The organism is Anabaena sp. UHCC 0253, from assembly GCF_009712085.1.
Classification (GTDB): Bacteria; Cyanobacteriota; Cyanobacteriia; order Cyanobacteriales; family Nostocaceae; genus Dolichospermum.
Genome location: NZ_VILD01000005.1, coordinates 42,621 through 56,335 on the forward strand (window position 1 = coordinate 42,621; position 13,715 = coordinate 56,335).

The 13,715-nt window shown below is 37.6% G+C and carries 12 protein-coding genes; 8 read left to right on the top strand and 4 right to left on the bottom strand.

Annotated features, from left to right (window positions below; all coding sequences use genetic code 11):
• The 4 genes from FJR38_RS14370 to FJR38_RS14385 all read left to right on the top strand — a co-directional run.
• Positions 1-1,804, top strand: a 1,804-nt coding sequence (locus FJR38_RS14370) for a UPF0182 family protein (protein ID WP_168537804.1), incomplete at its 5' end; no start/stop codon positions are given.
• Positions 1,805-2,330: 526 nt separating this feature from the next.
• A complete protein-coding gene (locus FJR38_RS14375; protein ID WP_168537806.1) occupies positions 2,331-3,212 on the top strand; it encodes an XDD3 family exosortase-dependent surface protein in 882 nt (293 codons plus the stop codon).
• Positions 3,213-3,346: 134 nt separating this feature from the next.
• Positions 3,347-3,667, top strand: coding sequence for a muconolactone Delta-isomerase (locus tag FJR38_RS14380; RefSeq protein WP_168537808.1), 321 nt, complete (start codon positions 3,347-3,349; stop codon positions 3,665-3,667).
• Between the two features lie 506 nt (positions 3,668-4,173).
• Complete coding sequence (locus FJR38_RS14385) at positions 4,174-4,566, top strand: hypothetical protein (RefSeq protein WP_168537810.1); 393 nt, start codon at positions 4,174-4,176, stop codon at positions 4,564-4,566.
• Between the two features lie 34 nt (positions 4,567-4,600).
• Here FJR38_RS14385 and crtH read toward each other — a convergent pair whose 3' ends face one another.
• The gene (crtH, locus tag FJR38_RS14390) at positions 4,601-6,106 is read right to left on the bottom strand and encodes a carotenoid isomerase (protein ID WP_168537812.1); all 1,506 of its coding nucleotides are present in this window, start codon (positions 6,104-6,106) and stop codon (positions 4,601-4,603) included.
• A 432-nt stretch (positions 6,107-6,538) separates the two neighbouring features.
• On the opposite strand from crtH, the gene upp reads away from it, so the two are divergent.
• From upp to FJR38_RS14405, 3 genes are all read left to right on the top strand, one after another.
• Entirely contained in the window at positions 6,539-7,189 is a 651-nt protein-coding gene (gene upp, locus FJR38_RS14395; protein WP_168537814.1) for a uracil phosphoribosyltransferase, read from the top strand.
• A 75-nt stretch (positions 7,190-7,264) separates the two neighbouring features.
• Positions 7,265-7,603, top strand: coding sequence for a hypothetical protein (locus FJR38_RS14400; protein ID WP_168495433.1), 339 nt, complete (start codon positions 7,265-7,267; stop codon positions 7,601-7,603).
• A gap of 91 nt (positions 7,604-7,694) precedes the next feature.
• Complete coding sequence (locus tag FJR38_RS14405) at positions 7,695-7,973, top strand: YggT family protein (protein WP_168495210.1); 279 nt, start codon at positions 7,695-7,697, stop codon at positions 7,971-7,973.
• Positions 7,974-8,067: 94 nt separating this feature from the next.
• Here the strand turns inward: FJR38_RS14405 and FJR38_RS14410 are convergent, their stop codons facing one another.
• Together FJR38_RS14410 and argJ are read right to left on the bottom strand one after the other, a co-directional pair.
• A complete protein-coding gene (locus tag FJR38_RS14410; RefSeq protein ID WP_168537816.1) occupies positions 8,068-8,499 on the bottom strand; it encodes a hypothetical protein in 432 nt (143 codons plus the stop codon).
• Between the two features lie 436 nt (positions 8,500-8,935).
• A complete protein-coding gene (argJ, locus tag FJR38_RS14415) occupies positions 8,936-10,177 on the bottom strand; it encodes a bifunctional ornithine acetyltransferase/N-acetylglutamate synthase (RefSeq protein ID WP_168537818.1) in 1,242 nt (413 codons plus the stop codon).
• Between the two features lie 349 nt (positions 10,178-10,526).
• On the opposite strand from argJ, the gene FJR38_RS14420 reads away from it, so the two are divergent.
• Positions 10,527-11,522, top strand: coding sequence for a hypothetical protein (locus FJR38_RS14420; RefSeq protein WP_168537820.1), 996 nt, complete (start codon positions 10,527-10,529; stop codon positions 11,520-11,522).
• A 141-nt stretch (positions 11,523-11,663) separates the two neighbouring features.
• Here FJR38_RS14420 and gatB read toward each other — a convergent pair whose 3' ends face one another.
• Positions 11,664-13,145, bottom strand: coding sequence for an Asp-tRNA(Asn)/Glu-tRNA(Gln) amidotransferase subunit GatB (gene gatB / locus FJR38_RS14425; protein WP_168537822.1), 1,482 nt, complete (start codon positions 13,143-13,145; stop codon positions 11,664-11,666).
• Positions 13,146-13,715: the final 570 nt, after the last annotated feature.

Here is a 13,715-nt window from a genome sequence, read left to right on the forward strand (position 1 = left end):
TAATTTCATTTTACCAATAACTGTACAAAAACTAATTGTTGAGCCAAATGAATTAAAAAGAGAAGAACCCTATATCAGCAGAAATATTGCCTTAACTCGTCAAGCCTTTAACTTAGATGTGATTGATTCCCAAACATTTAATCCATCAGGAAAACTCACCGAAGCTGATATTAAAGCCAACGATTTGACAATTCGGAATATTCGTCTTTGGGATCAAGAACCATTATTAAAAACCAACAGACAACTACAACAAATTCGCCCTTATTATAAATTTCCTGATGCTGATGTTGATAGATATCAAATAAAAAATAGCCTGACACAAGACACAACAGAAAAACAACAAGTCCTAATTGCCGCCAGAGAATTAAATTATCCAGATGTCCCTCTCCAAGCACAAACATGGGTAAACCAAAATATGATTTATACTCATGGCTATGGCTTTACTCTGAGTCCTGTTAATACAGTTGCTATTGGTGGACTACCAGAATATTTTGTTAAAGATATTAGCCAGAATGGTAGCGCCTTAAACACTTCTAGTCCAGCTATCCGTGAAAGTATTCCCATTGGTAAACCCCGGATTTATTATGGAGAAATTAGTAATACTCACGTCATGACTGGGACAAAAGTCAAAGAATTAGATTATCCTAGCGGAAGTGATAATGTTTATAATACTTATGATGGATTAGGTGGCATCAAGCTAAATTCTCTCTGGAAAAGATGGCTATTTTCAATTTATTTAAAAGACTGGAGAATGGTCTTCACAAGGGATTTTTTACCAGATACTAAAGTATTATTTCGGCGAAATATTAATGAAAGAATTCGGGCGATCGCACCTTTTTTAAAATTCGATAGTGATCCTTATCTAGTCGCCGCTGATGCCCATATAGACAATAAAAATCAACAGTTTCCTGGTCAAGAAAATTTCCTTTATTGGATAGTAGATGCTTACACCACAAGCGATCGCTATCCCTATTCTGATACAGGTACAGACGACATCAACTATATCCGTAATTCTGTCAAAGTCGTAATTGATGCTTACAACGGCACAGTTAAATTTTACATTGCCGATCCCTCAGATCCATTAATTATCTCTTGGTCAAAAATATTTCCGCAAATGTTTCAAACCATGCAGGATTTACCCCCCAATCTCCGTAGCCATATCCGCTATCCAGTAGACTTTTTCAAAATTCAATCTGAACGCTTAATGATCTACCACATGACAGATCCCCAAGTATTTTACAACCGGGAAGATCAATGGCAGATTCCCAATGAAATCTATGGAGACGAAACCCGTCAAGTTGAACCTTACTATTTAATTACCAGTCTTCCCAATGTCCCCTTTGAAGAATTTATCCTCTTACTACCTTACACACCCAAACAACGGACAAATTTAATTGCTTGGTTAGCAGCACGTTCTGATGGCGAAAATTACGGCAAATTACTCCTATATAACTTCCCTAAAGAACGCCTAATTTACGGACAAGAACAAATTGAAGCCAGAATTAATCAAGATCCAGTCATTTCTCAACAAATTTCCCTTTGGAATCGTCAAGGTTCGAGAGTAATTCAAGGTAATCTACTAGTAATTCCCATTGAGCAATCGTTACTCTATGTTGAACCAATTTATTTAGAAGCTACACAAAATAGTTTACCCACCTTAGTCAGAGTAGTTGTAGCCTATGAAAACCGCATCGTCATGGCACAAACCCTAGAACAAGCCTTACAAGGCATCTTTCAACCACAACTCACACCACCACCACCACCCATCATTCGTCCCGTGGAAGAAGAAATACCACCAGCCTGAATTTACAATCAATAATTGCTTTGTTCGTCTTTGTAACGAAGTTATACATAACGTCAATACAGAATTTATCAGGACTTACGCAAAATCATGAAGAAACGTATCGCTAAAGCGAAAGCTCCGCTAACGCGAAGCGTGGCGTTAGCCATACCGCAGAGGACGCAGAGGACAGGTCGAAATAAGAGTTTCAGAGAGTTATTGCGTAAGTCCTATTTATATAAAAAAATCAGTCATCATCAGTAATTTCATAGGTGACAAATTGCTGATTATAGCAACAGACATTTTTTCAATTATGTAAGATTACGTAATTTTCTGAATTTCTACCCTTGACTAAAGAGAAAATAATAGTTGCTCTCCGTTAATTTACAAGATACCCTGAGAAAAATAGTAGAAATGCGGTCAGTAGAGTACGTATTTTTTAAACTTAACTTCATATTAATTATACAATATTTATCTATTTATTCTCAAATAAGTATAGAAAGTAACTTATATTGTGGTTATCAAAGATACCTTATTTTAATTTAGAAAAATGTCTACCCTAAAGACTTTTATTTGCACCACAACAGTCACCCTTAGTCTTCTGTTAGTAGCTGGACAACAAGCAAACGCAGGACAACTTTATCAAGACTGGAATTATGGTATTGACTCTTTTAGCGATGGTTCTGGTAGTTCTAGTTTCGAGATCAAAGGCATGGCCATCAAAGAGTCTGGTGATAAAGTATATGTTGCCCTGACAGGTGGTATGCCTTTATCAGGGGTAAACGAAGGAAACGTCAATATTGGTTGGAGCGATTTATTCTTGAATTTCTCCGGTAAAGATTTCCAAACTGCTAGTCAAAATCAAGACCTATTTGCAGTTAGATTTGTTAATAACAACGATTCCAGCATAGCCACAGGTGTTTATACAGGAGTCACCGCCAAAAGTATTACCACATCCCATAATGGTTACAGTAGTTTAAAGCAGTATTATAACAGTGGATGGGGTAGACCAAATACTCAAGGCACAGATTTTTTCACTCAACAATCTGTATACGACTACTACTATCAAACTTCTGTAGCTAATAACCCAACCACTAGTAACACACCTATTCTTAACGCCATTGCGTCAGGGACTAAAGTAGGTGGTGTTTCTCTATTAAGTGGACTTGATTTAAGTACAGCCGGATTAGATTTCGGTCATTTTTCTGCTTTAGGAACTCATACCATTGGATTTTCCTTTGATAGAAGTTTAATTGCTAATGGTAACTACGTTGCAAATCTGTTTTTAGATTGTGGTAATGATGGAATTGCAATCAAAGGTAATATCAAATCTACGCCTGAACCTACCACTACTGCTGGTTTATTTGTTTTAGGGCTAGTTTTTACCATGACTCAAATACAGAAATCTCGCAAAACAGCCTTGTCTCAATAACAATTACCTTTGATTTGTGAACAGTGGTAAAAAAATAACTCGCTCTTATTAAGTCCACACTGATTTTTTAAATTCAGATGTGGGCTTATTTTAGTTTAAGCTAATAAAATAAAATCCTGAAAGGAAACATAATTATGTTATATCATTTAGATTTTCATGTTGAATATCCAGATCACATGAATCAACAAGAATTGTTTGCCATTTGGAGTGAAGAAGCAGATACTGCACTACAAGCAAAACAAGCAGGAATAATAGTTGATTTATGGAAATGTATTGGCACTCGTCGTGTGATTGTTATTGTTGATGTTCCTACTCCAGATACACTAGACCAAATTCTTCTAGACTTGCCTATCATGAAAAAAAATGGCCAAAAAGTGCAAGTAGAAGTGACTCCTTTAAGAAAATATGAAGACTTTGCAGCAGATGTCAAAGCTAGATTAAATAAAACAGAATAATATTCAGTAATTGAAGTTGCTAGTTAGACTATTTTAAATTCTGCCTTGCGGTACTAGCAACTAATGTAATTACAAGTAATATAGGGTAAGCACTGCTCACCCTAAGTATATTTAATAAATCATATAGAGTTTATATATAGCGTTTCCTAGTCTACTAAAATACAAATTCATCTGCGTTTATCCGCGTCCATCATCTTCTATCTGCGGTTAATGTTTTCATCGGTGTACCTTACTCAAATGGGAATCGCTATATACAACTCTCACTTTAGGTATATATTTACATCACAAAAATCAAAACTATTGACAGAGATAACTAAATTTTTCTTTTGCTAAACCTATAATTGAAAGCTATATTCAGCTTTACCCAGATATATCTAGGACTTAAATCGAAATTTTTCAAAGGCAACATCATTCACTATTAAAACGGATTTTATCTCTGGGGTTTACAACCTGGTTCTGTCACTTTTTTCAATTAAGAACCATTATAGATAACTAAGGGAAATAAGATGTATATAGCGCAGGTATTGGAAAATACAATAGCTTACAATACCAATTTGGCTATTGCCCAAAGTGCAGTTAAACAAGAAAAGGTAGAATATCAAAATTACAACATTCAAATACCAGATTTAGCATTATCTTTAGCTCCTTTGGGATTTATTTTTGTTTGGGCTATTTTTCTCCTTCTTTTTCAGAAGATCCGTAGTAATGCCGATGATAAGGTATGCTTGAAAAGCAAAATTTCACAAAAAGTTCCCTGCAAAAAATGTCAATTTTTTGCGAATAACCATTATTTAAAATGTGCTGTCAAGCCTGATACTGTTCTTACTGAAGATGCCATAGATTGTTCGGAGTACACACCTAAAAAAGTTAGCTTTCCCCATAAAAATTTATTTCGCTAAATATCAGATCCCTAACTTTTTGGAAGTCGGGGATCTATTTTTTGAGTCTCAAATCTACAGCAATGCGGTGAGCGCAAGCAAAGCCAGAAAAAGCCACTGCATTTAAACCTTGTCCAGGGAATGTACTATCACCTACACAATATAAACCAGGAATAGCGGTACGATTAAAAGGCATTCCCAACAACCCCCACAACTTCCGCTTGGGTATAGGACCATAAGTACCATCCATTCTCCCCAAAAAGCGACGATGAGTACGCGGTGTACCTATTTCTAAATAATCTAACCCTGCATCTAAACCAGGAAAAATCTTTTCTAATCGTTCAATTATTCTCCCTGCGGCTTGTTCTTTTTTTTCCTCATACTCATGGGGTGAAAGTCCTTGCCAATTATCAATCCAATCAGGTGTAAAAGCATGAATAATCTGGTATCCGGTGGGAGCTAAATCTGGATCAAGTAGTGTAGGAATAGAAACAAAAATAGTCCCTGCTGCTAACTCCATTTTTTGCCAATCTTCCAGCAAAATATGATGACACTCTGTTCCAGCAGGTAAAACTGATGCTTTTACTCCTATATGTAAACTTAAAAATCCGGGTGATTTTTGATATTTTTGTTGCCAATACTTCTCATTATTTGGTATTTTATCTGCTGGTAATAATTTTTCAAATGTGTCCCAGCGTGTAGCATTAGAGACGATTTTTTTACCGTGATACACTTGACCATTAGCTAGTTGTACACCAATAGCTTTTCCTTGTTCAGTGAGTATTTTTGTGACTCTAGCTTGGTATTTAATTTGACTGCCAGTTTTTTCTAAACCAGCAACTAATTTTTGAGCAATTTTACCAACTCCGCCTTTGGGATAATTAACTCCGCCATAATGTCTATCGGAAAAAACCATCCCAGCATTAATCATTGGTGTCATTTCGGCTGGGACTACTGACCAACAATAACATTCTATATCAATGAACTTTAATAATAGCGAATCTTTAATATAACGTCGCGCCACATCACCTACATTTAACGGTAAATACTTAGCTAAACCTAGACAGGCTAAAGGATTTTGAAGAAATACCCGCAATAGATATTTAGGTTCTTCTAGTGATAAGAGTTCAATATTATTGAGACAATTAAAGACTTTTTGGCATTCATTATAAAAGCTACGGATGCCTTTGGCTTCATGGGGAAAATAAGCGATCAGATTTTGGATAAATTTTTCATAATCTCGATCAACTTTCAGATTCAATCCATCAGGTAAATGATAATGAATCTGTACAGGATCAGGGATGGTTTCTATCTTGACATTGACTGCATCTAAAGCACGGGTGAGTAAGTTGGTTGTCCCTTGATTACCCATACCAAAAATCATTGATGCACCTACATCAAATGTATATCCTTGGCTGTGAAAATAACCTGCACTTCCTCCAGGAATGAGATAACTTTCTAGGACTATGACTTTTGCACCTTTTGCTGCTAATTGGGTAGCTGTCACTAAACCACCAATCCCAGAACCAATAATAATGGCATCAAATAATTCGTAATTCATCTAACGGAAAATAAGTAAGTAACTAGGCAAAAATAAATCAACTTAGATTAAGTAATGTAAAAAATATTGAGCTGATTTGGTAGTAAGGGCTTCAGCCCTTAAATTAGGACTAAAGTCCTCACTACAAACCTGGAATTATTTAGTCCGTTCTACTTAAGCGGATTGAAAGTATTTTGGTGTATGAATCTGATTATCGCTTATTTTCTCGCACAAAAAAAGAGGGACAAGCCTGCTGCTGCTGACTAATCCCGTCTGCCGATCCTTTAAAGAGAGGAGAACACTTGATAATAATATAACCTTGATTGAGAATAGTTGTCAACTATTATTGACAGATTTTATCAATAATTTATGATTGGCTGTCAGTCGTAGCAGGGAAGGAGTATGATGATGTTTCAGTGAAAAGACAATTAACAAAACCGCTTATTTTTGGTTATGACGCAACAACTGCGTGTTTATGTTCCACCCCATCCTCTAATTCAGCACTGGTTGGGAGTTGCCCGTGATGTAGCTACACCATCAGTATTATTTCGTTCTGCTATCACTGAGTTAGGCCGGTGGCTAACTTATGAAGCGGTGAGAGAGTGGTTGCCGACGCAAGAAACAACTGTGCAGAGTCCCTTAGCTGCCTGTCCAGCAACTTTTATTGACCCCCAAATACCTGTGGCTGTTGTGCCAATTTTGCGGGCTGGTTTAGGCTTATTAGAGGGAGCGCAAGGTTTACTGCCTTTAGCATCAATTTACCATTTTGGGTTGGTGCGAAACGAAGAAACTCTAAAACCTGATTGTTATTTGAATAAATTACCAGAAAAATTTGCTCCCGAAACACGGGTGTTAATTACCGAGCCGATGTTGGCCACTGGAGGTTCTATAATGGCAGCAATGGCAGAATTGACTCAAAGAGGTGTTGATCCTGCTTTGGCGCGAATTGTTTCTGTAGTTGCTGCACCGCCGGCTTTACAAAAATTAGCTGCTGCCTATCCATCTTTGACTGTTTACACCGCTACTATTGACGAAATGGTTAATGATCAGGGATATATTGTACCGGGATTGGGAGATGCAGGCGATCGCATCTTTGGGACTTAAGCTGGTATACAGCTAAGGACAAAACATAGCTGAAGTGTGATCAAAGTTGCTTATGTTCGAGAAGGTAGTAAAAATATGAGTCAGCAAGATGGTTTTAGTAGTGGGTTTCTACTGGGAACATTGATTGGGGGTGTAGTCGGTGGTGTTTTAGGTGCGGTAATTACTTCGCGCTTGGATGCTAGATTGATAGCCGAAGACGAGGAAGGCTTAACTGATGGTGAAAATGATAGCCAGATCAGAGCAGCTAGAAAACGGCAAATGCGAGCATCTGCTCATGAAAATGTGGAAATAGAAGCAACAAGGCGATCGCTTGAAGATAAAATTGCCCAACTCAATGCCACAATTGATGATGTGCGGAAGCAGTTGGGAAATGTCAATCCCAACTCGTCACAGGAAATAAATGAGCAATCTTAAGCGTTGTCTTGATCAAGATTCCTAAATCCGCAGTTATATTAAAATCAATCATGAATCTATGTTTGACACTTAACAGGAAAGTTACCCATCCATGAATTTACTAATTACAACCCTGGCCACTTTTGTTTCCCTTTATAGCTATTTGCTAATTATTCGGGTTCTCTTGACTTGGTTTCCCACGATTGACTGGTCTAGTCAACCATTCGCTGCTTTAAGCCAAATTAGTGATCCCTACCTAAATCTGTTTCGCTCCATCATTCCTCCTTTGGGTGGGATGGATTTCTCCCCTATTCTGGCATTTGTGGCCTTAAATATAGTTGGTACTGTTCTGGATACTTTAGCGCGTGCTACTTTGGTACAAGGATTTTAAAATTTTTGTAACAATACAATTAAGGGCGCAGACCCTGCGCCCCTACAAATTTCATAATTAAAAAACACACTTGGATGATATAAGAACCGTTATATTATCTTCTGACTTTACCGCTAAATCCAGCAGCTTTAAACTGTTTAAGTTGTAATGGTAAAGGCTGATTGCTAGGTACAGTAATTCTAAATTCAAAATCACTAACTCCTGGGGGAACTTCTGCTATTGAACCCAGACGGGTGCGATTTTGTAAGGTTGAGTCACCGTTAGCATCATATATCCGGCCAAAAATATCTGCATCATAGACGGTTTTATATGTACTATTTTCTGCTTTACCTGTGACTATAAAACAAGCAGCAGAATTTGAACCACTGCTACCCACTGTACCGTTAGCTAGTTCTGATGGACAATCGTGGTAGGAAATATCAAATAATTTAATCTGTGTTAAAGCTAAAGCTGTGGGTGTCCATACCCAGGAAAGCAAGCCAATAAAACCAGCTATAAAAATCAACTGAAGTGAACGTAACCGCATAAAATACACCTTTGATTATTTGTAATTTCGGCGTTGCTGATTAAGGGTATGAATTTTAGTTTCACGCAAAGGCGCAAAGGTAAGAGTTTTAAACGTTCAATTTAGGAATTTCATACCTCATAGGACTTACGTAAGATTGAACTCAAAACCTGATTCTTGCGTAGGGGTAATTCATGAATTACCCCTACTTCCGTTCTGTTTTGCGTAAGTCCTGCCTCAATTCAGCAACGCCGTAATTTCTATAATAACTGTTGTCTTAATTCCAATATTCAAAATACGATTTTACCTATATTGAAAGATGAAATTGGGAAATTTAACCTTTGCGCCTTTGCGCCTTTGCGTGAGACATATTCATATATTTAATCAGCAACGCCCAGAATTCTAACAGCTATTTTTTGGCGTTGCGACTAAGAACAAAGCAGCAACGCCGATTTTCCTAAGTTGTATACTCAGCGTTAATCTTCACATAATCATAACTCAAATCACAACCCCAAGCCTGACCTGTACCATGACCATTACCGACACCGACAGAAATTAACACCGTGTCTGATTGCAGATATTCACCATTAGCGGCTGCTTTCAAATATGCACTAGCTGCGGCTTTATCAAAAGGTAAAGGTTGACCATTTTCAAACAGTAAGAAATCCCCTAATTTCACAGAGAGATTTTCTTGTTCAAAACGGACTCCAGCCCGTCCTGCTGCTGCCGCAATCCGTCCCCAATTGGGATCATGACCAAAAATGGCCGCTTTGACTAAAGATGAGCCTGCAATGGTTTTGGCAATTTGTCGGGCTGATAATTCATCGTGAGCGCCACTAACTTGAACTTCTATTAAACAAGTTGCACCTTCACCATCACGTGCGATCGCTTTCGCTAAATGCTGACATACTTCTGTTAACATAGCTTCTAGTTTCTCGGCTTCTGCACCCATTTCTGTAATTGCTGGAGTGCGAGATTGACCGTTTGCTAAAGCGATTAAACAATCATTGGTACTTGTATCACCATCAACTGTGATAGAATTAAAGCTTCTATCCGCTGCTCTGGTTAACATTTGTTGCCAAAGCGTAGAAGATACCGCAGCATCACAGGTCACAAAGGCTAACATTGTCGCCATGTTGGGGTGAATCATCCCTGAACCTTTAGCAATACCACCAATTCGCACCGGGCGATCATGTATAGTTGTTTCTAAGGCAATGGATTTTGTGACTAAATCTGTAGTAATAATTGCTCCTGCTGCTGTATCTGAACCAGTTTCCGAAAGAGCCGCAACCACCTTGGGGATACCACCCCGCAAAATATCCATTTTAATCCGTTGACCAATTACGCCAGTAGAGGCTAATAAAATGGATTCTGGATTAATACCTAATTCTTTTCCTAATAAGTCTGCACTTTCTTGAGCATCCTTAATCCCTTGCTCACCTGTTGCGGCGTTAGCTTGTCCCGCATTACAGAGAATGGCTCTAGCACTATGTTTTCCTTGTAACACTTGCCGACAGTAATCTACACAAGCTGCTTTGACTTGGCTAGTTGTAAATACACCTGCGGCGATCGCTTCTACATCTGATACTATTAATGCTAAATCTGGTAATCCCGAAGCTTTTAGTCCGGCTGTAATTCCCGCTGCTTTATACCCCCGTGCGGCTGTGACACCACCCGTAATTATTTGCCAGTCTGCCATAATTTGCTCACAATTATATATATCGTGTCTGTTGCTCAATTACTTTCCGCTGCTAGTTTTCTATCAGCGTCCAGTATTTATCTCTATTGTGAGTTTATCTGTTGATGACAATCTTTTTTTGCTAACGAAAATTAAACCTCAAATAAATAAAAGAGAGCCACTTGGATAGCTCTCTAAAATCATCAGGGTGCATCTACTTAGCACACTATATCATTCTAGCACCGAGGGGTTACACCCCTTATTTTAATTTTGTGTAAATAAATTAAAAAGTTTTGATTTGTCAACAGCTAAAATATATAATTTTTAAAAGTTACTTAGTTGTCCTTAACCATTCTGTATAACATATAAAATGTATTGGAAAAACTGCGGATCTCCTTTTTCCGTCGTCACAGTCAGTATTTTTGCTAGTTTAGCTGGACTAATTACTCTTGAATGTCCAAGCTTTGCATATAGTCAGCAGCAACCAACTATTAATACTGTTAGTAAAGCTATTTCTGCCAATACTACTGAAGAACTGTCTCTACAAAAAAATATGCTATATGCAGAAGCACGACAACTCCTGATTGAACAAGGTTGGCAGCCGCACTTACAAGGACAATTGCCTAACTTGAGTGCTTACAACGTTAGGGAGTTATTTCAATTGGGATATCCAGAAATTAAAGATTGTGCTGGAACGGGAGAAGGACTTTGCAGATTTGAGTTTATTAATGGTAAAGGAAAACTCTTAGTTGTAGTTACCAAAAGCCAGGGATATGGAAATAAAAATCAGTTTATTAGGAATTGGTGGATTGAGAAAAATCCGCATATTACCCAACAAAATTTAGTCAATAAAATTGTAGTCGGTTTTTATGCCTTGGGAGGCACAGATCAAGGTTTAGAAGTTAAAGGACAACGATACAGATATTATGACGAACTTGGAGAAAAACCTTGGAAATCTATTTCTGATTTGAAGTACATTACAAATGGTGTTGTATTTGATGGAAAAAATTATTGGTGTTTATCTACTCTTGCACCTCGTAATCAACCAGCAGTTTGTTCTGCTAATGGATGGATACAAGCAATATTACCATTTGTAGGAACTCGGTTTTTTAACTTTATGGGTGGAAGTGGAACTGGTCAATCAATTACTATTAAAAATGATGGAATAGCTATAGTAAAAATTCATGGAACAATGAATACATCAGTTTTATATGAAGGAAAATTTTCCAATCCACTCATATTGAAAGATGGATTTGGATTACTTTTTAAAGACAATAAAGTATACGATTTAAATCCTAGTGGACAAATATCTAAAGGCTGTAAAGGTGAAGGAAAACTCTGTGAATCGGATCTCTATCAACCTTAGAATTTTTTGCTCTTTGTGCCTCTGGGTGAGATAAAAAATGCGGTATAAAAAAGAAAGAGAGCCAATTTAAACTAGCTCTCCCGATAATCAAGTTGCGTCTTATTACCACATTATACCATTTTGGGGATGAGGGGTGTCACCCTACACTGGTGCATTGAGTTTCTCTTCTATCAATTGATTAGTGAGTTTGGGTTCTGCGCGTTTATCGGTTTTCTTCAGCACTTGTCCCACGAAAAAGCCTTTGAGGTTGGTGTTACCTTTGCGGTATTTTTCTACTTGTTGAGGATTAGCCGCCATGATCTCATCAATAATCGGTTCAAGAATGGTACGATCTGAAATGAGTTCTTGACCTGCAAAAGCTTCTTCAGGTGTAACTCCATTTAATAAATCTGTGAGTTTTTCCTTAGCTTGGGCGTTGCTGATTTTGCCATTTTCAATGCGGGTAATCACCTCTGCTAAGTTAGTAGCCGTCAGCTTAATTTCGGAAATGGTGAGTTTTTGTTTATTTAAGTAACCAGCGATATCTTGAGTAATCCAGTTAGCCGCAGATTTAGGATTTGCACCTTTAGCTATGGCACTTTCAAAATAGTCCGCAACTGGTTTATCCTCAGTTAGGACCCGCGCATCATAAGCTGAAAGTCCCAACTCATTTTCATAATGATGACGTTTACGGGCTGGTAATTCGGGTAACTCACTCAACCATGAATCTAATTCTAGTTGTGTGACTTCAATCGGTGCTAAATCGGGTTCAGGGAAATAACGATAATCACTAGAACCTTCTTTCACTCGCATACTACTGGTACGTTGTGAACCTTCTTCCCAAAGCCGGGTTTCTTGAATAATCTTTTCTCCAGATTCAATCGCAGCGATTTGACGTTCAATTTCATAATCAATCGCTTTTTGAATCGCACTGAAGGAGTTCATATTCTTAATTTCTACCTTAGTGCCAAATTGCTCACGTCCCACCGGACGCACAGAAATATTCACATCACAACGTAGAGAACCTTCTTGCATATTGCCATCACTGACACCAAGATAGCGGACAATCCGCCGCAGTTCTTGAGCATATTCAGCAGCTTCTTGTCCTGTTCGCAAATCAGGTTCAGAAACAATTTCTACTAAGGGGATACCCGCGCGGTTATAATCTACGAGGGAATAGGTAGAACCGGAAAGCCTTTCACTACCTGCGTGGACGAGTTTTCCCGCGTCCTCTTCCATGTGTAAACGAGTAATCCCAATGCGTTTACGGCTGGGGTTTCCTGCATCATCTACCAGTTCAATTTCTATCCAACCATGTTCGGCTATGGGTAAATCATATTGAGAAATTTGGTAATTTTTGGGTAAATCAGGATAAAAATATTGTTTGCGGTCAAATTTACTATACCGAGCGATTTGACAATTTAGCGCCAAACCAGTTTTAACAGCGTATTCGAGAACTTTGGCGTTAAGTACAGGTAAAACTCCTGGTAAACCCATACACACTGGGTCAATGTTAGTATTGGGGTCAGCACCAAAGGCTGTGGAACTGTTAGAGAAAATTTTGGTGTTGGTACTGAGTTGACAATGGGTTTCTAAGCCAATTATCGCTTCGTATTCAGTTTTTACGGGTGTAGCTGTGGTCATATCCAGATTTTGCCATTTTTCTGATTTGGTACTATTTTAGCTGTTTTGTTCTGATATTAAGGGTAGGGCGATCGCGCTATTCTGTGAAATTATCAAGTTTATCTAGTATTCTTAACCCTGCTTCTGGGTTTCCTGTTACAGTCATTGCTTTAAATCGGATATAGGTATCAAATTCTGCTAAAGCTATATTAAAAATATTTCATAACTAAAAATTATCAAAATATAATAATACTTTTAATATTTATAACGCATCAAAATTTAAGTTTAGATTTTCTTAATAATTAATTGAAAATTATTTTTATTTAGTAACGAGCTTGCAATACTTTCGGCGATTTGCTATAATTTTGGAGATTTTCATAATTGGGTTTATATTGTCAATTTTAAATCTGTCTGACAAGATGATCTTCAAAACCCTTTATCTATAGTCGTTTCAGAAATCAATCCCTAAAAATAATACAAAACTTCATAAATTAGCAGCAATTTCCGAGAGAAATTTTAGATAGAAATTAGCCAAGAAATTATGGAAGTTGACCGGAATAAAAATGTACTATTGACAAATAAGTTAATTTA

What these genes read in the sequence shown, in the direction of transcription:
- FJR38_RS14375 (WP_168537806.1), top strand. Translation starts at nt 2,331, where the DNA reads ATGTCTACCCTAAAGACTTTTATTTGCACCACAACAGTCACCCTTAGT.
- FJR38_RS14380 (WP_168537808.1), top strand. Translation starts at nt 3,347, where the DNA reads ATGTTATATCATTTAGATTTTCATGTTGAATATCCAGATCACATGAAT.
- FJR38_RS14385 (WP_168537810.1), top strand. Translation starts at nt 4,174, where the DNA reads ATGTATATAGCGCAGGTATTGGAAAATACAATAGCTTACAATACCAAT.
- crtH (WP_168537812.1), bottom strand. Translation starts at nt 6,106, where the DNA reads ATGAATTACGAATTATTTGATGCCATTATTATTGGTTCTGGGATTGGT.
- upp (WP_168537814.1), top strand. Translation starts at nt 6,539, where the DNA reads ATGACGCAACAACTGCGTGTTTATGTTCCACCCCATCCTCTAATTCAG.
- FJR38_RS14400 (WP_168495433.1), top strand. Translation starts at nt 7,265, where the DNA reads ATGAGTCAGCAAGATGGTTTTAGTAGTGGGTTTCTACTGGGAACATTG.
- FJR38_RS14405 (WP_168495210.1), top strand. Translation starts at nt 7,695, where the DNA reads ATGAATTTACTAATTACAACCCTGGCCACTTTTGTTTCCCTTTATAGC.
- FJR38_RS14410 (WP_168537816.1), bottom strand. Translation starts at nt 8,499, where the DNA reads ATGCGGTTACGTTCACTTCAGTTGATTTTTATAGCTGGTTTTATTGGC.
- argJ (WP_168537818.1), bottom strand. Translation starts at nt 10,177, where the DNA reads ATGGCAGACTGGCAAATAATTACGGGTGGTGTCACAGCCGCACGGGGG.
- FJR38_RS14420 (WP_168537820.1), top strand. Translation starts at nt 10,527, where the DNA reads ATGTATTGGAAAAACTGCGGATCTCCTTTTTCCGTCGTCACAGTCAGT.
- gatB (WP_168537822.1), bottom strand. Translation starts at nt 13,145, where the DNA reads ATGACCACAGCTACACCCGTAAAAACTGAATACGAAGCGATAATTGGC.